The following is a 17,915-nucleotide window of genomic DNA, read 5'->3' on the forward strand; positions in this document are numbered from 1 at the left end:
GGCGACAAGGACCACGAACCCCGCACGGCGGGAGGCGAGAGCGGTGACCACCAGTGAAGAGCAGAGGCCGGGGGAGGGCTACGACGCCGAGCCGTTCGTGCCGCGGCGCGGCGGTCTGCCGACGCTGCGGCGTGCCGCCGCCGGCTGCGAGGGCTGCCCCCTTTTCCGCAACGCGACCGGCACCGTGTTCGGCGCGGGGACCTCTTCGGCCAGGGTCGTGATCGTCGGAGAACAGCCGGGCGACCAGGAGGACCGGCTCGGGGAGCCGTTCGTCGGCCCGGCGGGCAGGCTGCTGCGCAAGGCCCTGGAGGAAGTGGGCATCGACGAGAGGACGGCGTACTTCACGAACGCCGTCAAGCACTTCAAGTTCGAGCCCGCACAGCGCGGCAAACGCCGGATCCACAAGGCTCCCAGCCTGCGGGAGATGACCGCGTGCCGCCCCTGGCTCGCCGCCGAACTGCGCGTGGTGGACCCCGACCTCGTGATGGCCCTCGGCGCGACCGCGGGCAAGGCACTGCTCGGCGGCACGTTCCGGGTGAGCGAGCAGCGCGGCCTGCTGCTGCCCATGCCGCCCTGGGACGGGCTGGGGCAGGTCGACGTGTCCGGGGAGAAGGTGATGCCGCCCGAGCGGGCGGCCGCCGAGGGCTGCGTCATCGCCACCGTCCATCCTTCGGCGGTCCTGCGGGCGGACGACCGGGAAACGGCGTACAAGGGGCTCCTCGCCGATCTGCGCGTGGCCGCCGACGTACTGGCCTGAGACACCGGCCGGGCCCGGGGGCCGAGGCCCCGACGGCGGGGCTTACGACGGCCCAGGGGCGTGCTCGTCGCCATGATCGCCCCCTGTGGGCCATGACCGTCGTCGTGTTGACCGTGCACACCGTCTGGAAGATCGGCGTGGACTCGGCGGTCGCCTCCGCGGTCGTGGCGCCGGCGGCCGCCGTCCACGCGCCGTGGTGGCCGGCCTGCCCGACGGCCCTCGCCGTGTGCCGGTCGCGCGTCGCCCTCGGTCACCACACGACCCCGCAGACAGCGGCCGGAGCGGCACTCGGCGCGGCCACCGGGGCGGCGGTCCTGATGGGACAGCCGCGCCCGGGCCCGGACCGAGCAGTCCGGGCCCCGCGACACCGGCGGTCAGGCGGGCAGGCGCCGGACCCTCAGCACGTTGTCGGTCCGCGTGGCGGGCCGGCCCTCGGGGTCGTTCTGCGCGCGCTCGAACTCCTCGCAGCGCTGCACCTCCCAGCCGCCCGGGGGCAGGTCCAGCGCGTCGAGAACCTCCTGCGGCGTCGGCAGCGGCACCCCCTCGTGCGCGGTGGGCTCCCACGGGGCGGGCCCCGCGTGTCCGACGATCAGCAGCACACCTCCGGCAGCGACCGTCGAGGCCGCCCTGCGCAGGATCTCCTCGCGCGGCAGGTCGCCGGGGGAGTGCAGGTAGTGGGCCGAGACCAGGTCGAACTCCCCGTCCGGGAACGACACGGAGAGGTCCGCCCGCTGCCACTCGACGGCGTCGGCGACCCCCGCCTCCTCTGCGTGACGGGTCGCGCGTTCCAGCGCGACGGCGGAGATGTCGGTCGCCGTCACCCGCCAGCCGCGCTGCGCGAGCCAGATCGTGTCGGCGCCCTCGCCGCATCCCAGGTCGAGCGCGGTGCCGGGCCGCAGACCGGCGACTTCACGGACGAGCGCGGTGTTCGGATCGCCGCTCCAGATCCGCTCGCTCTCGCTGTAGCGGGCGTCCCAGAACTCCGCGCCCCCCTCATCGCTCTCGATCACCGGTGTGTGCTCCTCGTCCTCGCGCTGTGCCGTGCCGGAAGACCCAGCGGTCCCGTCTCTTCTGCGCATGCCGTCATGCCTCGTACCTCCGTTCCACCGGCGATACTCCGCCCGCGCCGAGCGGGGGGCAAAGAAGCTTGCCGACTCCGCAAAAACCGGTGGCCGGCCCGCTCCCGGAGAGCCGAGCCGCTTCCGGCTCAGCCCGAGTCGTCGTCGGACGCCACCACCCAACGGCCCTGCCCGTAGTCGTAGTCGTGGACGGGGCGTCCCCGCACGCCGCTCGTACGGAACGGCCTGCCGCCGTCGTCGATCCGTACCGTGCCGCCGCGTTCACCGCTGCTCCACCGCAGTTCCAGGTACCAGTCGCAGTCGCACCCGGCCGTACGGCCGCTGACGAGCAGCGACTCCGGATCGGAGGAGGAGACGGTGTACGGGAACGACACGGCCGGAATCGGCTCCCCGGAGTCGTTGCCGGGCACCGGGCGCGCCACGGGGCGGGACGCGTCGAGATCGACGTCGAACAGACGCGGCGTCAGTGCTCCTCCGCATCCGGAACTCGTGCGGAACGCGCCCTGCTCGGGCGGGGCCCGGCGTTCCACCACGCGCACGTGCAGCGACTCCAGCACGACGGCTTCGGCGCCCCTGCCTCGTACCGTGATGCGCACCTGCGTCTCGCCCCCGTGAACCGCGCCCAGCGACGTGGCCCATGACGCCGCGTCGGCCTGCACGGGCGGCGGCGGCGCGGTGGCGGGGTCGCGGTCCAGCAGATACGTGTGGTCGCAGCCGTTGCGCCAGACGTGGTCGTCGACGGTCCAGGCGAACGGCGTCCCGGTGGTGGGCGCACCGCCCGTGCGCCCGGGAGCCGCCGCGCCGGGCCGACCGCTCGCGTCGCCGGAGCGAGGACGCGGACCGGCGGTCTGGGACTCCGTGGCCGACGGAGGACCGGGCGGGGAGGTACGGGGGCGGACCGACGGCGGGGAGACGGCCGGTTCCCCGCCCGGCCCGCGGGAGGCCGTGGGGGCGTCGTCGCCGGAGCCGGGGGTGAGGTCGCGGAAGCCGACCAGCACGGTGAGCACGGCGAGCAGGAAGAGCGCTGCGGCGGACGCGCCGACGAGGACGGGGCGACGGGAGCGCCGCGGCACTCGCGTCGCCCCGGCGGGCCGTGGCACCTCCGGGGCCTCCTGCTCGCCGGGAGCGGCGCCGGCCAGGGGCGCAGCGGGGACGGCGGTGGCCTCCGGCGATGCGCCGTCGACGGGAGCGGCGCCGGCCGGGCGTTCCGCGGACGCGTCAGGGACGCGAGCCGCCTCAGGGGGTGCGCCGGCGGCCGCGCACACTTCGGCCCCGACGGACGGCTCACGTGACGTGCCCGTCGCACGGGCGGCGCTCGCCACCGCCCCCGGGCCCCCGTCGGCGGCCGCCTCCGGCTCCGTTGCGCCGGCCTCCCCGCGTACCCCGCGGTCAGCATCCGCCAGGACCCACAGCCGGTGCAGCTCCGCCAGTTCGTCACGTCCGCAACCGCACAGCCGCGCCAGCCGTTCCACCGGCGCGAAGTCCAACGGGACCGTCTGCCCCGAGCAGTAGCGGTACAGCGTCGCCGTGCCGACACCCACGCGCCGTGCCAACGCCCCGTACGAGCGCCCCGACCCGCCGCGCAGCTCGTGCAGCCGCCGTGCGAAAGCCTCGGTCGACGCTCCTCTCGGTGTGTCCGTCACTCTCGGTCCTCCAGTCGGTCCGCCCGGGAGGCGTTTCACCCCACTACGGAAGCCCCACGTCAGCCGGGGTGGAACGGTTCCCCGTGTGCGCCGGGCAGGTGACGCTCCGGAACTTATTCGACGGCTCGCCGAGCAGGACCCGCTGATCGGCCTGCGCCGGGACGAACGGCGCCAGGAGATCTCGGTGTCGCTCTACGGCGAGGTGCAGAAGGAGGTCGTCCAGGCCACCCTGGCCGACGACTTCGGCCTCGACGTCGACTTCCGCGAGACGACGACGATCCATGTGGAACGCCTCGTGGGGGCGGGCGCCGCCGCGGAGTTCCTGAAGGTCGACCCGAATCCCTTCCTCGCCACGGTCGGTCTGCGGGCCGAACCGGCGCCCGCGGGCTCGGGCGTGGAGTTCAGGCTGGAGGTCGAACTGGGCTCGATGCCGTACGCGTTCATCAAGGCTGTCGAGGAGACGGCCAGGGAGACCCTGCGCCAGGGGCTCCACGGCTGCGAGGTCCCGGACTGCGTCCTGACCCTGACGCACTCGGGCTACGCGCCGCGCCAGAGCCATGCACACGCCGTCTTCGACAAGAGCATGTCCAGCACGGCCGGTGACTTCCGCAACCTCACCCCGCTGGTCCTGACGAGCGCGCTCCGGCAGGCGGGCACCGAGGTCCACGAGCCGATGCACGACTTCCGCCTGGAGATCCCCGCGGACGTGTTCGGCGCCGTACTGCCTGTGCTGACGCGGCTGCGCGCCGTCCCGCGGACGTCGGCCCTCAAGGGCTCCTGGTACGTGATCGAGGGCGAACTGCCCGCCGCGTCCGTGCACGGAGTGGAGCGCCGACTGCCGTGGCTGACCAGTTGCGAGGGCGTGCTGGAGAGCTCTTTCGCCCGCTACCGCCCGCTCCAGGGCCCGCCTCCCCGCCGGCCCCGCTCCGACCACGCCCCGCTGGACCGCCGGAAGTACCTCCTGCGCGTGGTGCGCCGCACCGGAGCCCGCGACGACCACCGGTGACGGCGCGCGCTGTGCCGCATCCGCGCCGTCCTCCACGGTGCCCGACCGGACACCGCGTCACCCCGCACCGGCCGCGTCAGCCGCCGCCCCGGGCGACGCCTGCGGCACGGCGGGCACCGTCGCGGTCGTGGGACCGCGCACCGCCGCGATCACCGCGTCGTGCAGGTCGCGGCTCGCGGCCTCCGACGGGCACGGCGCCGGACTTCCCGACACCGTGAACCAGTCGGCCGCGCCGGTGTACTGCACGGTCACGGACGCCTCGCCGTCGACCCAGGTGGTGTGCACGGTGAGGTCGCCCGAGACGACACCGACCTCCTCGGTGAGCACGCCGCCACGGCCCGAGTACACGCCAGGAGTAGTCCAGGATGCCCAGCTCATGCCTCCAACGTCACACTGTTCCCGCTTGATCGCTACTGGCGCGGCAGGACTGTTTTTCCGCACAGGATGTGGAGCGCTCCCGGCTGCACCCTCGCCGTCACCGGCAGCACCGCGTCGACCTCCCCGTCCGCGCCGTACGGGAGCGGGCGGTCCGCCTCGATGCGGATCTCCTTGCCCCGCAGGATCTCCACCTGGGGCCGCGCCACGTGCGCCCCGGTCTTCAGCTCGTTCATCATCGTGAAGAACAACCGTTTCGGGGCGTCCTGGATCACCACCACGTCCAGCACGCCGTCGTCCAGCCGAGCACCCGGCGCGATCTGTCTGCCGAAGCCGTAGAAGCCGGAGTTGGCCGCCACCACCGTGTAGCCGCGGCGCTCGTGCACGACTTTGTCGATCGTGATCCGGTACGAGGCGGGCCGCCATGCCATGACCGCCCGCAGCCCGCCCGCGTAGTACGACGCCGCTCCGCGCAGCAGCCGGGAGGTGTTGGCGTGCCGGTTGGCGACGGCGTCGACCCCGGCGTACACGCTGCCCAGGACGGAGATCCCGGCGTGCACGGCCGATTCGACCTCGATGGTGTCCACGGCCCGGACCTCGCCCCGCAGCAGCACCTCCGCGAGCCGCGGGGCGTCGGCGGGCAGGCCCAGGGCGCGGGCGAAGTCGTTGCCGCGGCCGGCCGGGACCAGGCCGAACACGGTGTCCGTGCCGCTGAGCGCCCCTCCGATGCAGCCCGCCATCCCGTCACCGCCGACGGCGAGGACCACATGGCCCTGCGCACCGGCCTGCCGGGCGAGTTCCCGGGCGTGGTCGAGGCTGCGGCTGTACAGGGTGTCGAGCCGCGCGCCCGCCTCCCGCAGGAGCCGGGACAGGGGAAGCAGGGCGGCCGTACCGCTGGAACCGCCTGCGGTCGGGTTGACGACGGCGGTGAACTGTCGCATGGATGGCGCCTCCGGACGGCGGGAACGGGTCAGCGGACGGGGATGAGGACGCCGGGGCTGAGGACTCCGGCCGGGTCGATCTCGGCCTTGACGGCCTGGAGCATGCGGACGCCCACCGGCCCGATCTCCGAGGTGTACCAGTCGCGGTGGTCGGTGCCCACGCCGTGGTGGTGGCTGATGGTGCCGCCCGCCGCCAGGATCGCGTCGTTGGCCGCCCGCTTCGCCCGCTCCCAGTGGGCGACCGGTTCGTCACCCTGTGCGGAGACGACGGTGAAGTAGAGCGAGGCGCCGTTCTCGTACACGTGCGAGATGTGGCACATGACCAGCGGCGGGGTGCCCGCCTCGGTCAGTGTGCCGGTGACGGCCTGGCGCACCGCCGCGTACAGCCCGGGCACGGCTGACCAGAACGCGGCCGTCTCCAGCGTCTCGGCGAACGCCCCGGCGTCCAGCAGCGCGTCGCGCAGGTACGGGGCGTTGTACCGGCCGTGCTCCCAGCGCTCGCCCGGCTCCTCGCCGGCGAACTCGCCGCCGCAGGCGAGCAGGACCTCCCGGGCCGCCGCGCGTCGCGCCGCGGTGTCCTCCTCGGTGCCCTCGTAGCCGGCGATCGCCATGCAGCCCGCCCCCTGCGGGGCCTCGGCGGTGCCGATGGCGTCCGGCTGGGCCAGGCCGATGAACGTCTCGGTCTCGTCCGACAGGCGCAGCACGGTGGGCCGCGGCCCGTCCTGCGCGAGCCGGCGCAGTGCGGCCGCTCCCGCCTCGAACGTGGCGAAGCGCCAGCCCTCGTAGACGCGCCTTTGCGGCAGGGGCCGGATGCGGACCGCCACCGCGGTGATCACGCCGAACGCGCCCTCGGAGCCGAGGACCAGCTGCCGCAGGTCCGGGCCGGCCGCCGAGCGGGGCGCACGGCCGGTCTCCAGCGTGCCCTGCGGAGTGGCGAGCGTGAGGCCGAGGACCATCTCGTCGAAGCGGCCGTATCCGGCCGACGCCTGGCCGCTGGAGCGCGCAGCGGCGAAGCCGCCGACGGTCGCCCACTCGAACGACTGCGGGAAGTGGCCGAGGGTCCAGCCCCGCTCGTTGAGCAGCGCCTCGCACTGCGGGCCGCGCAGACCCGGCTGGACGGTGGCGGTGCGGGAGACCTCGTCGAGGGCGACGAGCCCGTCGAGCCGGCGCAGGTCGAGCGCGACGAACGGCCGCTTCGCCTCGGGCGCGAGTCCGCCGACGACGGACGTGCCGCCGCCGAACGGCACCGCGGACAGACCGTGTTCGGCGCAGGCGCGCAGCACGGCCAGCACCTCGTCGTGGCTGCCCGGCAGCAGGACCGCGGCCGGTGTGTCGTCGGCCTCGCCGGCGCGGATGCGCAGGAGGTCGGGGGTGGACTTGCCCCGGGTGTGCCGGATGCGGCTCTCGGCGTCCTGGCGCACGTACGCGTCGCCGCCGACGCAGGCGGCCAGCGCCTCGCGGGCGCCGTCCGGGAGCGGGGAGACCGGCACCTCGATGGCGTCGAGCGACGCGGGGCCGTTCTCGCGGGGCGTGACGCCGAGCAGATCGCGCAGCAGTCCGATCACCGTGCCGGGCAGCGGGGCCGCCTTGGCCGGGTCGCCCCAGCCGCTCCACAACATGTCCACTTCGGTCTTCCTCACCGTCGGTTTCGCAGGGGTGCACTGCCGCGCGGCCGGCACTGCATTACACTGTGACAGATGACGCCCATTCGTCACAACCATGCGGACGCGGACGCCGTGCTGGACGCCGCACGCGACTGTGTCCTCGCCGTCGGCGTACGCCGCACGACCCTGACCGACGTGGCCCGGCGCGCCGGGGTGTCCCGGATGACGCTGTACCGCCGCTGGCCGGACGTGCGCACGCTCGTCGGCGACCTGATGACCCGTGAGTGGATCGCCCTCGCCGTCGGCGCCATGCCCGACCCCGTGGCGGACACGCCCGTGCGGGCGCGCATCGTCGACGGGCTCGTGGCGGGGGTCGCCGCGTTCCGCGCACACCCTCTGTTCCACAAGATCCTCGACGTGGACCCGGAACTGCTGCTGCCCTACGTCATCGACCGCCGCGGAGCCAGCCAGGACGCCCTGCTCGGCCTCCTCACGACGGCGCTCGCCCAGGGCCACGAGGACGGATCCGTCCGCCGCGTGCACACCGACCTGCAGGCCCGCTCACTGCTGCTCGTCGTCCAGTCCTTCGTGCTCTCACTGCGCACGATGACCGAGGAGGGCGACCCCGAACTGAGCGACACCGCCTTCCTCGGCGAGCTGCGGACCGTACTGGAGAGGACCCTCACCCCATGACCCGCCCCAGCAGCCCCGCCCTGCCCGCCTCGTCCCTCAACGCCGCACGGCGGCACAGGGAGCTCGCGGAACTCGCCGACGGCGCCGAGGTCGACGTCCTCGTCGTCGGCCTCGGCGCCACCGGAGCCGGAGCCGCCCTCGACGCCGCCTCGCGCGGCCTCACCGTGGCCGCCGTCGACGCGCACGACCTCGCCTTCGGCACGTCGCGCTGGAGTTCCAAGCTCATCCACGGCGGGTTGCGGTACCTCGCCAGCGGTCAGCTCGACGTCGCGCACGAGAGCGCCGTCGAACGCGGCGTCCTCATGGAACGCACCGCCCCCCACCTGGTCCGCGCCCAGCCCTTCGTCCTGCCGCTCACCCCCCTGGTCAGCCGCGGCCAGGCCGCGCTCGCCTGGGCCGGCTTCCGGGCCGGCGACCTGCTGCGCGCCTCCGCCCGCACCGCACGCGCCACCCTGCCCGCACCGCGCGTCCTGTCGACGGTGGAGACCCGGCACATGGCACCCGCCCTGCGCGCCACCGGCCTGCGCGGCGGACTGCTGTCCTGGGACGGTCAACTCACCGACGACGCCCGCCTGGTGAGCGCGATCGCCCGCACCGCCGCCGCCCACGGCGCCCGTGTCCTCACCCGCGTGCGCGCGCTCGCGCTCACCGGCAACGGCGCGCTCGTCCGCGACGAGACCACCGGCGAGGACCTGCGCGTCCGCGCGCGCACCGTGATCAACGCGGCCGGGGTCTGGGCCGGGGGACTCGTCGACGACATCCGGCTGCGCCCCTCCCGCGGCACCCACCTCGTGCTGCGCTCGGACGACCTGGGCGGCCTCGCCGCCGGCATGCACATCCCGATCCCCGGCGAGACCAACCGCTTCGTCCTCGTCCTGCCGCAGGGCGACGGCCGGGTGTACGTCGGCCTCACCGACGAACCGGTGGAGGGCAGCGTCCCCGACGTGCCCAAGGTGCCCGAGACGGACATCGGCTTCCTCCTTGACGTCCTCGGCTCCGCCCTCGACGTCACCGTCGGCCGCGACGACGTCGTGGGCGCGTTCGCCGGCCTGCGCCCCCTGCTCGACACGGACGGCGGGCCGGGCCGGACCGCCGACATCTCCCGCAAGCACGCGGTCCTCACCTCGCCCGACGGCGTCGTCACCGTCGTCGGCGGCAAACTCACCACGTACCGGCGCATGGCGCAGGACGCCGTCGACGCGGCCGTCCTCGCGCGCGGGCTGCGATGCGGCCCCTGCCGCACCACCGCCGTCCCGCTCGTCGGAGCCGACCACCCCAGCGCCCTCGCGCAGCTGGACGCGCCCCGCCGCCTCGTCCGCCGGTACGGCTCCGAGGCGCCGGCCGTCCACGCCCTCGGCCTGGAGGACCCGTCCCTGGCGCGGCCGGTGATCCCCGGCCACCCCGTCACCGGCGCCGAACTCGTCTGGGCGGTCCGCCACGAAGGGGCCCTCGACGCATCCGATCTCCTCGACCGCCGGACCCGCATCGGCCTGGTGGCCGAAGACCGGCACGCCGCGCAGGAGGCCGCCCGCGACGCGCTGGCCCGCAGCTCCTGACCGCGTGCCTCCGCCGAACACGTGTGGTGGGGCGCCGCAAGGGCGCCCCACCACGCTCACGCCCCGTCCCCGGGGCCCTGTGCCGCTACGGGAGCTGCGTGAACGGGGCCAGGAAGGCCCGGGCTCCCGGGGTGTCCAGACGGTACGTCACGTTCGTCGCGTAGCACGGCGAGTCGCCCGTGATCGTCGTGGAGACGAGAGTCCACTTCCCGCCCAGCGTGGCGAAGTTCGGTCCGCCCGAATCGCCGTAGCACGCACCGCCGTTGCCCTGCGGCGCGGTCATGGCCAGGCGCACCCAGGCGTCGTTCAGCGCGTCGAAGGTGACCGGGGCCTTCATGCGGACGCCGCCGCCCGGGTGGGTGTGGCCGCCGGGACCGCGCCGGGACTCCTCGGTGCCGTAACCGGCGACGACGAACGGGGTGTCGTTCAGGCCCTGCGGGCCGGCCGCGTCGAGCGCACCGGCCGCCGGCAGCGAGGCCGGAGTGAACGACCAGCGCGCCTTGACCTGGGCGGCGGACAGCTGGATCACCGATATGTCGCGGGTGTCGGAGGCCGGCCCCGGATACTCCGGGTGGTTGTGGGCGGTGCCCTGGACTCCGACGGCACGCGCCACGGCGGCGGGGTCGCCCGGGTGCTGGGCGGCGGCCCTGTCGAGGCCGGCCTGCACGTCCTGGTCGAGGGAGACGTAGAACTTCACGTTCCCTGGCCAGTCGGTGGTGCAGTGGGCGGCGGTCAGGAACGTGTCCTTGTCGATCATGGTGCCGGAGCAGACCCAGTCGACGCGGTCCGGGGTCGCCGGATCGTCGTCGGCGTCCCAGGTGGCGACCAGCGCACCGACCTCGGTGCGCTCGGGCGCGGGCGTCGCGTTGTACGAGTTGATCGCCGACGACGGCAGGGCCGCGGCGAGCACGACGGCGCAGGCCGCAGCGGTGACGGCCATCGGACGTAGGGGCAGGGCAGTCAAGTCGGACCCTTCGGTGTGGGTGAACGGGGATTCTCCTGTGGGGTGATCGACAGTGAAGCGTGCCCAGGGCGCCGCGGCAAGAGGCCGGTGCCACCGGGGAACGGCCGCCCCGGACGGCTCCGAGATGCGCTCGGTCACGAGCACTGATTCGCTGAGGACACCCGCTCAATCGGAACACGAGGAGTGATCATGAGCGTTTCGGACGAGTCCCGCGGCCGGATCCGGCAGATGCGGGAGAAGGCGAAGGAACTGAACGCGGCCGCGGAGCGCAGCAGCGATCCCAAGGAGCGTGAGCGGCTGAAGGAGAAGGCCCAGCGGCTGCAGGCCCAGTCGGAGCAGGAGTCCGGCATGAGCACCGGGGACATATACCCCGACGTGTGACGGACAGCGCCGCACGCCGCGGCGGCACCCGTCGTACGAGGGGCCGGGGCGCCCGAGAGCGCCCCGGCCCCTCCGCGCGCCCGCCCGCCCAGCCGTACGGCGCCGTCACCGCCGAAGGCGGGACAGGACGAGCGCGCCCACCCGAGCACCGACTGGCGGTCAGTCGACCGGCCAGGTGTGGACGGGAGCGTTGAGGTGCATGTAGTCGATGTACTGCCGCGTCATCAGCCGCAGCGCCTCGTGGTGGTCGACCCTGCTGGTCCGGTCGATGTGGTGGAACGTCTCCGCCTGCCACACGGCACCGTTGCGGCCGGTCACGCAGCGCTGCTCGATGATGCCGAGCAGCGGCTCCCGCCACGGCGCGTCCATGCCCGAAGCCTCCAGACCACGGTGCGCGAGCGGCAGCAGCCTGCGCAACACCAGCTCGGCGACCGGCACTTCACCCATGCCCGGCCAGTACAGCCGGGCGTCGATCCCGTGCCGGGCCGCCGCGTGCAGATTGTCCTCCGCGGCCTGGAACGACATCCGCGACCACACCGGCCGCTCCTCGTCCACGAGTGCGCGCGTCAGCCCGTAGTAGAAGGCGCCGTTGGCGAGGATGTCGGCCACCGTCGGTCCCGCGGGCAGCACCCGGTTCTCGATCCGCAGGTGCGGCTTGCCGTGGTCGACGGCGTAGATGGGGCGGTTCCACCGGTAGATCGTGCCGTTGTGCAGGGTCAGCTCGGACAGCTCCGGGATGTCGCCGCCCTCGAGCGTCTCCCGCGGGTCCTCTTCGTCGCACACCGGCAGCAGGGCGGGGAAGTAGCGCACGTTCTCCTCGAAGAGGTCGAAGACGCTGTTGATCCAGCGCTCGCCGAACCACACCCGGGGCCGTACGCCCTGCACCTTGATCTCCTCCGGGCGGGTGTCCGTCGCCTGCTCGAACAGCGGGATGCGGGTCTCGCGCCAGAGCTCCTTGCCGAACAGGAACGGGGAGTTCGCGGCCAGCCCCACCTGCACACCGGCGATGGCCTGCGCCGCGTTCCAGTAGGCCGGGAACTCCTCCGGGGCGACCTGCAGGTGGAACTGGGTACTCGTGCACGCCGCCTCGGGAGTGATCGTGTCCGCGTAGGTGCGCAGCCGCTCGATGCCGTCCACCTCGATGCGCAGATCCTCGCCGCGCGCGGCGAAGACCTGCTCGTTGAGCAGCCGGTAGCGGGGGTTCTCGGACAGGGCCGCCTCGCCGACGTCCTTGCGGCGCAGCGTCGGCAGGATGCCGATCATGGCCAGGTGCGCCCCGACCTCCGAGGCGCGCTGTTCGGCGTGGTTCAGGGCCCCCCGGATTTCCTGCTCCCAGGAGTCCGGCCCGCCGGCCGTCAGCCTGCGGGGCGAGATGTTGATCTCCAGATTGAAGCGGCCCAGCTCGCTCGACCACGCCGGATCCGCGATGGCCTCCAGGACGTCGGTGCTGCGCATCGCGGGTTCCCCGGTCTCGTCGACCAGGTTCAGCTCGATCTCCAGACCCACCTGCGGCCGCTCGAACTCGAAGTTCGCCGCGCGCAGCATCTGCGCGAACGTGTCCAGACACGCCTGCATCTTGTTCCGGTAGCGGCGGCGGTCCTCGCGGGTGAAGACCAGCGCCGGGACGTCACGCCCCATCGGCCCTCCCGGGATCGTCGGGCACAGACCACGGTCCCAGCGTGACACCTGTGGGCGGCGGCGACCAGTGAGGCGGCCGCCGCCCACGGTGGACACGACGCGAGGGGACGGAGCGTGACCACGGCGACGGAACCGCAGCGGCGCTCGATCTCGTCGGTCCAGCGCTGATCGGCCCGGGCGATCTGGCGGTAGAACGCGGCCCGGCCCGCGTCGCCGGTCCACGGCTCGACCAGCCGGCCGAGGGTGGCCGGATGCGGCCCCGGGGAGCCGGCGGACGCCACGTACTCGCGGACCAGGGCCCGGCGCAGCGGGGGCGGCAGCCGCTCGAAGACGCTCGCGCGCCCGCCGACCAGGCGGAAGAACGGCGATCCCCAGGGCGCCGCCGCACCACGCGGCGCCGTCAGGTGCGGCACCGGCCGAGACTGCCGCGGACGAACGCCGCCTGCCCGGCGTGCTGGAGGTCGTCGGAGATCACACTGACGAGGCGCACGCCCAGCGTGACGGGCGGGTTCCATGAGGTGTCGACCACCCGGTCGAGCTCCGCGTCGTCGAGGGTGCGCACGAAACGCAGGGTCTCCTCGTGGACCGCGTCGTAGTAGCCCAGCAGCAGGCCGGCGGAGTCGGGGCGTACGGCGGCGACGTCCTTTGCGGTGTGCCCGTACCCCGTGGCGGCATCGGGGAACGGCAGGGCGAATCTGCCCGCCCAGTCCTGCGACGTCCACACCTGCTCCCGGTCGGCGGCGTCGGCCACGTGGTCGTCCTGGATGCGCGCCAGGTGCCACACGAGCCAGGCGACGGAGTTGCCCCCCTCGTCCAGGCGGGCGGCCAGGTCCTCGGCCACGAGTCCCTCCACGGCCTCGTGGACCACCTCGCGCACGCGCCCGAACGCGTCTGCCAGCAGGTCGGCGGTTCTCATCGTCTGTCTCCTCCGGTCGACTGCCCCTCTGCCCATCGTGGGGCCCGGCCGGACGTCCGACACGTTCCCGCACCGGTGTCGGTCGAGGTTGACACCTGCCCCCTGACCGGGGCTGGTCCTGGCGGGACATCGCAGCGGAGCGGGGCGCGCCCCCGCGCGGTCGCGAAGGCGCCGGCGGATCACGGGGCGGCGTACGCGTTCGCACATCACGCGATCTACCGCACGACGAATGGCGGTTCGGCCATGGAGGGTTGACAAATGGTCAGGAGCCCCGCTGTTGAGGGAAGGCTGCGACGCGCCTCTCTCAACCGCGCGGCCCTTACGGTACTTTGGGCCTATTGCCGTGTCATCTGCGTCACGTCATGGCCAAAACTTGAAACCCCTGAGGCGAGTGACGCGTCTGTCTGAATGCTTCCGGCGGGGACATGTCGCCGCCGGTCGCGTTCGGATCCGAAGGTTTTTCGGTGAAGAACATTCACAATGTCACTCTATGTGTTGAGACCATGACGGCTTCGCCACGTACTGTCACATGAGCAGCCCGGCGGCACCGCGCGGGCAGGGGAGGAAGCAGCACATGAAACCGTTCGCGTGGAACTACGCACGCCCCGCCGAACCGGCCCCGGCCCTGGCCGCCTACTCGTACGACTCCGCACTCCAGCTGAACGTCCTGCCCGACGGGCGCCCGGCCATCTCGGACCGGGCCCTGCTCGCCGCCGCCGGGACGACGACGTCCAAGGCGGGCTCCGCGACCCACTTCGACGACTGAGCCGGACTGCGCGCCGTGACGGTGTTGGTGCTGACGTGCGAGCAGGACGTCACCGCGGACCTGGTGGTGGCGGAACTTCACGAACAGGGCGTGCCGCTCGTGCGGTTCGACCCGGGAGACCTGCCCGGTGACGTCGCCCTGTCCGCGGAGTACGTACGGGGGGAGTTCCGCGGCTACCTGTCCACCGGGGGACGTGTGGCCAGCGTCGACGGGCTGCGGTCGGTGTGGGTCCGCAGGCCGGGCGAACCGGCCGCGCACGCGGGTGAGCCCTCGGCCTGGCTCTCCGACGAGAGCGGCCACGCGCTGTACGGCATGCTCGACTCCACGGCCGCGCGCTGGATGAACCACCCGAGCGCGGCCGCCAAGGCCCGGCGCAAGCCGTGGCAGATGCGTGTCGCCCACCGGTGCGGCTTTCCGGTGCCCGCGACCCTCGTGACCACCTACCCCTCCATGGCCAGGCGGTTCGCCGAGCAGTACCGGCAGGTGGTGGTGAAGTCCGTCTCCGGCAAGTCACCGGGCGATCCGCCCATGGCGCTGCCCACGACGCTGGTGCCGCCGGACGCCGACTTCTCCGGCGTCGCCGCCGCTCCCACCCTGCTGCAGCGCTACATCCCCAAACGTGCCGACATCCGACTGACCAGCGTGGGGGAGAAGCACTTCGCCGCGCGCAAGGTCGCCGACGCCGACCAGGTCGACGGCCGGTTCGGCGACACCGGCCACACCTGGGAGCCCGTGGAGGTGCCCGTACAGATCGCTCGAGCCGTCGAGACGTACAAGAAGCACGCGGAACTCGCCTACGGGGCCTTCGACTTCGCGGAGGACGCGGACGGCACCTGGTGGTTCCTGGAATGCAACCAGGGCGGTCAGTTCGGCTTCGTCGAGCTGGAGACCGGGCAGCCGATAGCCCGCGCCGTCGCCTCGTGGCTGGGCGCCGAGCCGGTCTGACCACGGGCGCGGGACCGGCCCCGCTCACGCGGCCGTCCGGGCCCGCGCGCGTGCCCTCAGGAGCGGCCCCGCCGCCACTCAGCCACGACCGCGTCCGCGTCGTACGGCTTCAGGCCGAGCGGCGGTCCCGGCGGCGGACGCAACAGCATCGCCCTGATCTTCTCGTTGATCTCGGCGACGACACGCCGCACCGCCGCCTCCGACGGCGCCCGCGAGGCCTTCTCCAGCGCGTCCTCGGCCTCCTTGCGCAGAGCCAGGGAGGGCGGGAGGACGGACAGGCCCTCGCGGTGCATCTTGCGCTTGATCCACCACAGCTCGTCGTAGCCGGCGTCCCCGTCCGGCAGGGGCTTGCCGAAACCGGGCAGCTCCGTGAACTCGCCGCGCTCGGCGGCGTCGCGGATCTGCTTGTCGACGAAAGACTCGAAACTCACGCCCGGCGGCTTGCGCTCCGTCATGGCACCAGCCTACGGCCCCCGCCCGACCCCACGACAGGCCGCCCGGTCCGCCCCGCGGGTGGGCCTCCCGCGTCAGCCGACGCTGAACGGCCTCGTCGCCCCGGTGAACGCCGTGACCTTGCCGAACAGGCTCCTCCAGTCGCCGTGGTGCACGATCCGGTACGTCCCTGCCCCGGTCCCGGCCGGCGGCTTCCAGGTGATCACGGCCTTCGAGGTGCCGGTCACCCCGTTGATCCGCACCCAGCGGTACGTGGTGTCCCAGTCGCCGTCGTCCCGCACGCGGTCCCACTGCCCGTCCACCAGCCGCTGCACCTCCAGGAACGTCCCGCCCCGGCGCAGATTGTTCTTGGGATGCCCGGTCACGAACTCCGCCGTCACCGTGGCCCCCGGCGTGTACGAAGCCGCGGGCTCGCTCAGGACGTCCCCGAACGCCCTGCCCGACGGCGGGTTGTCCATCACCACACCGGTCTGCAAGGTGATCTGTCGGTCCGACAGATCAGGGGGCGTCGGTCCGCGCCCGGTGTCCGTGCCGTCCCTCAGCGACGCCGCCAGCCTGCTGAACTCCTGCTGGTAGGCGGGCAGCGTGTAGCGGCCGTAGAGCGTCGAACCCCCCTCGTACTGCTGGAGGTCGTACTCCTCCGGCGTCGTCACGTACTGGCTGTAGGCGTTCGCGTAGCCCTGCATCAGGACGTTCTCCACCGGTACGCCGAGCTCCTCGGCGACCGACCGGCGGATGCGCAGCCCGGACACGATCGTGTACTCCGCCGGTCCGGCCAGCAGGTAGAGCTGCCCGATCTTGACGATCTGCACGGGCAGGACCTTCGGAGTCGCCGGTACGGCCGCGGAGATCAGACCCGTGGGCACCAGGTCGGCCTTCGGGTACTGGCAGCCCACCAGCCACTCGGGCGGTTCGATGCGCAGCGGCTCCAGCAGCGCGGCGACGGGACTGTTCATGCCCTCGGTGAACCCGGGGATCGCGGGGCCGTCCTCCACACTTCCCGCCAGGGTCGAGGCGCCGACCATCGCCGGGCAGGTGCGGTGCTCCCTGCCGTCCGGGGTGTACTTGCCCGAGACGGTCACCTCCTCCATGTTCACGTACCGCAACCGCGCGTCCACGCTGCCGGTCAGCGGGGTGCGGGCGGCGTCGTGGATCTGCCGCGCCCGGGTGAACTGGCGGTCGCCGATGATCCGGGTGTTCTCGAACTCGTCCTCCGTCGGGCCCGAGCCGGGTTTCAGATGCAGATTCGGCGACATGTCACCGGCATTGGTGTTGGGGAACGCGGCGACGAACCCCTTCGTCTCCTCCAGGTAGCGCACGCCCTTCTCGTCGTGCTCCCACTCGTAGGACGCGTAGCCCTTGTTGTCCGGGCTGAGCAGGGTGTTCTTGTTGGTCAGCGAGGTGTTGTGGGTGGCGAACCAGCTGATCGCGCCGATGTCGCCGCCGCCCTGCCGGAACCGCAGCACCGTCATCGCCGGGTCGATCGCGCCGGGGAACGCCGCCCTGTCGGCCGCGGGATTCCTGTCGAACGCCACCTTGGAGCGGTTGACGCTCGCGTTCGTCAGCTCGCCCCGGCCCAGCGTGATCGACCCCGGCCGCAGGTCCTCGTGGGCCTCGGCCACCGACTCGACGATGCCGTCCACGATCGCCTGGTACGTGTCCTTCTGGAAGCCGAGCGACGCCAGGTTGTACGCGATGTGGTGGGAGTGCCCGCCGGAACCGGCGTGGGTGTGCGTGGCCGACAGCAGCACGTTGCGCTCGGTGTAGAGAGAGCCGTACCGCTGCTTCAGACGCGCGAGCACCCCTTGGTGCACCGACTGGAAGATCATGCCGAGATCGGCGTTGACGTAGACGATCCGGCTGCCGCTCGCCGGGTCGGCGACGACGAACGCCCGTGAGCGCTGCCGCTGATGGATCCCGGTCGCCTTCTGCTCGAAGCTGGAGTAGCCCATCATGCCCACTTCGGCGGCCTCGCCGGTCACATCGGCGATCCCGCGGCCGACGAGGTAGCCGCCGCCGTCCTGGGCCGTCCTGTCCGGCCCCGGGACCGCACCGGCGGGCACGGCGCCCGGCACCGCCGCCAGGGTCAGAGCGCCGAGTGATCCGGCGAGCAGCAGGGACACCGCCCTGCAGCGCGTCGTGGGGAACCGCATGCCTACTCCCTCGCAGATGGGTAACGGTGCGTGTGATCACGGGTG

At 73.1% G+C, this 17,915-nt stretch carries 16 protein-coding genes and 3 pseudogenes; 8 read left to right on the plus strand and 11 right to left on the minus strand.

Going from position 1 to position 17,915, the window contains the following annotated elements:
• The first annotated feature begins 43 nt into the window (after nucleotides 1–43).
• Entirely contained in the window at nucleotides 44–757 is a 714-nt protein-coding gene (locus tag HW130_RS04150) for a UdgX family uracil-DNA binding protein (RefSeq protein WP_375256506.1), read from the plus strand.
• Between the two features lie 51 nt (nucleotides 758–808).
• Nucleotides 809–1,080: pseudogene (locus HW130_RS35625) on the plus strand (hypothetical protein); the annotation flags it as partial.
• A 51-nt stretch (nucleotides 1,081–1,131) separates the two neighbouring features.
• On the opposite strand, the gene HW130_RS04155 reads toward HW130_RS35625, so the two are convergent.
• Nucleotides 1,132–1,767, minus strand: a complete 636-nt coding sequence (locus tag HW130_RS04155) for a class I SAM-dependent methyltransferase (RefSeq protein ID WP_309140315.1) — start codon at nucleotides 1,765–1,767, stop codon at nucleotides 1,132–1,134.
• Nucleotides 1,768–1,964: 197 nt separating this feature from the next.
• Nucleotides 1,965–3,479 carry a helix-turn-helix transcriptional regulator gene (locus tag HW130_RS04160; RefSeq protein ID WP_177148014.1) on the minus strand — a complete coding sequence of 505 codons (1,515 nt, stop codon included), beginning with the start codon at nucleotides 3,477–3,479 and terminating at the stop codon, nucleotides 1,965–1,967.
• A 118-nt stretch (nucleotides 3,480–3,597) separates the two neighbouring features.
• On the opposite strand from HW130_RS04160, the pseudogene HW130_RS04165 reads away from it, so the two are divergent.
• Nucleotides 3,598–4,485 (plus strand): annotated as a pseudogene (locus HW130_RS04165) (GTP-binding protein); the annotation flags it as partial.
• A gap of 57 nt (nucleotides 4,486–4,542) precedes the next feature.
• Here the strand turns inward: HW130_RS04165 and HW130_RS04170 are convergent.
• The 3 genes from HW130_RS04170 to HW130_RS04180 are packed head-to-tail and all read right to left on the minus strand — an operon-like array spanning nucleotide 4,543 to nucleotide 7,426.
• A complete protein-coding gene (locus HW130_RS04170) occupies nucleotides 4,543–4,863 on the minus strand; it encodes a hypothetical protein (protein WP_177148016.1) in 321 nt (106 codons plus the stop codon).
• A 32-nt stretch (nucleotides 4,864–4,895) separates the two neighbouring features.
• On the minus strand, nucleotides 4,896–5,801 hold the full coding sequence (locus HW130_RS04175; RefSeq protein ID WP_177148017.1) for a diacylglycerol kinase family protein: 906 nt from the start codon (nucleotides 5,799–5,801) through the stop codon (nucleotides 4,896–4,898).
• A 29-nt stretch (nucleotides 5,802–5,830) separates the two neighbouring features.
• Nucleotides 5,831–7,426 (minus strand): FAD-binding oxidoreductase, encoded by a 1,596-nt coding sequence (locus tag HW130_RS04180; protein ID WP_177148018.1) that lies wholly within the window; start codon nucleotides 7,424–7,426, stop codon nucleotides 5,831–5,833.
• 72 nt (nucleotides 7,427–7,498) lie between these two features.
• Between HW130_RS04180 and HW130_RS04185 the strand changes: the two genes are divergently transcribed.
• Together HW130_RS04185 and HW130_RS04190 are read left to right on the plus strand one after the other, a co-directional pair.
• Nucleotides 7,499–8,098, plus strand: a complete 600-nt coding sequence (locus HW130_RS04185; RefSeq protein WP_177148019.1) for a TetR/AcrR family transcriptional regulator — start codon at nucleotides 7,499–7,501, stop codon at nucleotides 8,096–8,098.
• Complete coding sequence (locus HW130_RS04190) at nucleotides 8,095–9,654, plus strand: glycerol-3-phosphate dehydrogenase/oxidase (RefSeq protein ID WP_177148020.1); 1,560 nt, start codon at nucleotides 8,095–8,097, stop codon at nucleotides 9,652–9,654. Before HW130_RS04185 ends, HW130_RS04190 begins: the two co-directional genes overlap by 4 nt.
• Nucleotides 9,655–9,739: 85 nt before the next feature.
• Here the strand turns inward: HW130_RS04190 and HW130_RS04195 are convergent, their stop codons facing one another.
• A complete protein-coding gene (locus HW130_RS04195) occupies nucleotides 9,740–10,594 on the minus strand; it encodes a trypsin-like serine protease (RefSeq protein WP_177148021.1) in 855 nt (284 codons plus the stop codon).
• Nucleotides 10,595–10,807: 213 nt separating this feature from the next.
• Between HW130_RS04195 and HW130_RS04200 the strand changes: the two genes are divergently transcribed.
• Complete coding sequence (locus HW130_RS04200; RefSeq protein WP_177148022.1) at nucleotides 10,808–10,999, plus strand: DUF6381 family protein; 192 nt, start codon at nucleotides 10,808–10,810, stop codon at nucleotides 10,997–10,999.
• Between the two features lie 159 nt (nucleotides 11,000–11,158).
• Here the strand turns inward: HW130_RS04200 and HW130_RS04205 are convergent, their stop codons facing one another.
• The 3 genes and pseudogenes from HW130_RS04205 to HW130_RS04210 form a co-directional block, all read right to left on the minus strand.
• Nucleotides 11,159–12,637, minus strand: coding sequence for a glutamate--cysteine ligase (locus HW130_RS04205; RefSeq protein ID WP_177148023.1), 1,479 nt, complete (start codon nucleotides 12,635–12,637; stop codon nucleotides 11,159–11,161).
• A gap of 110 nt (nucleotides 12,638–12,747) precedes the next feature.
• A pseudogene (locus HW130_RS35630) lies at nucleotides 12,748–13,023 on the minus strand (alpha/beta hydrolase); the annotation flags it as partial.
• Between the two features lie 14 nt (nucleotides 13,024–13,037).
• The gene (locus HW130_RS04210) at nucleotides 13,038–13,553 is read right to left on the minus strand and encodes a DUF664 domain-containing protein (RefSeq protein WP_177148024.1); all 516 of its coding nucleotides are present in this window, start codon (nucleotides 13,551–13,553) and stop codon (nucleotides 13,038–13,040) included.
• A 574-nt stretch (nucleotides 13,554–14,127) separates the two neighbouring features.
• Here HW130_RS04210 and tgmA point away from each other — a divergent pair.
• Complete coding sequence (gene tgmA / locus HW130_RS04215) at nucleotides 14,128–14,319, plus strand: putative ATP-grasp-modified RiPP (RefSeq protein WP_177148025.1); 192 nt, start codon at nucleotides 14,128–14,130, stop codon at nucleotides 14,317–14,319.
• A gap of 15 nt (nucleotides 14,320–14,334) precedes the next feature.
• The gene (gene tgmB / locus HW130_RS04220; protein ID WP_177148026.1) at nucleotides 14,335–15,264 is read left to right on the plus strand and encodes an ATP-grasp ribosomal peptide maturase; all 930 of its coding nucleotides are present in this window, start codon (nucleotides 14,335–14,337) and stop codon (nucleotides 15,262–15,264) included.
• A 56-nt stretch (nucleotides 15,265–15,320) separates the two neighbouring features.
• Here tgmB and HW130_RS04225 read toward each other — a convergent pair whose 3' ends face one another.
• Together HW130_RS04225 and HW130_RS04230 are read right to left on the minus strand one after the other, a co-directional pair.
• Nucleotides 15,321–15,719 (minus strand): DUF1992 domain-containing protein, encoded by a 399-nt coding sequence (locus HW130_RS04225; RefSeq protein WP_177148027.1) that lies wholly within the window; start codon nucleotides 15,717–15,719, stop codon nucleotides 15,321–15,323.
• Nucleotides 15,720–15,791: 72 nt separating this feature from the next.
• Nucleotides 15,792–17,870 carry a neutral/alkaline ceramidase gene (locus HW130_RS04230; protein ID WP_177148028.1) on the minus strand — a complete coding sequence of 693 codons (2,079 nt, stop codon included), beginning with the start codon at nucleotides 17,868–17,870 and terminating at the stop codon, nucleotides 15,792–15,794.
• Nucleotides 17,871–17,915 lie beyond the last annotated feature (45 nt).

It is taken from the genome of Streptomyces sp. PKU-EA00015 (assembly GCF_013387495.1).
Classification (GTDB): Bacteria; Actinomycetota; Actinomycetes; order Streptomycetales; family Streptomycetaceae; genus Streptomyces.